The organism is Bacillus cereus group sp. N6 (assembly GCF_016483705.1).
Taxonomy (GTDB): domain Bacteria; phylum Bacillota; class Bacilli; order Bacillales; family Bacillaceae_G; genus Bacillus_A; species Bacillus_A wiedmannii.
Genome location: NZ_JAEHBI010000257.1, coordinates 1 through 311, shown reverse-complemented (window position 1 = coordinate 311; position 311 = coordinate 1). Strand labels below are relative to the sequence as shown.

Here is a 311-nt window from a genome sequence, read left to right as displayed (position 1 = left end):
TGATATAATTCAATATTTCGTTGCGGAGAAGTTTGTGTTGTTTTTGTATGAGTGATCACAATATCAGATGGGAAATGGGTATAAGGTTCTTTTCGTTGTAAATCTTCATGAACAATCCCTTCCCATTGAAATCCCGCCTCACGTTTTACTAAGCGAATTCGCTGTGTTTGTTCTGTTCCGATTTTTGTTTGGATGTTATATTTCATACTAACAGCTTCGATAGTAGGATCTAGAGAGTGTTTCAGTTGTTGTAATTTTTTTTGCGCCGAAGGTTGCAAGATATCATCTGCATCTAACCACATCATATAATC

General features: G+C 36.0%; 1 protein-coding gene. It reads right to left on the bottom strand.

The window, feature by feature from the left end; genetic code table 11:
• Window positions 1–311 (bottom strand): glycosyltransferase family protein (locus JDS99_RS31215; RefSeq protein ID WP_472926346.1); only part of this gene is annotated, 311 nt, incomplete at both ends.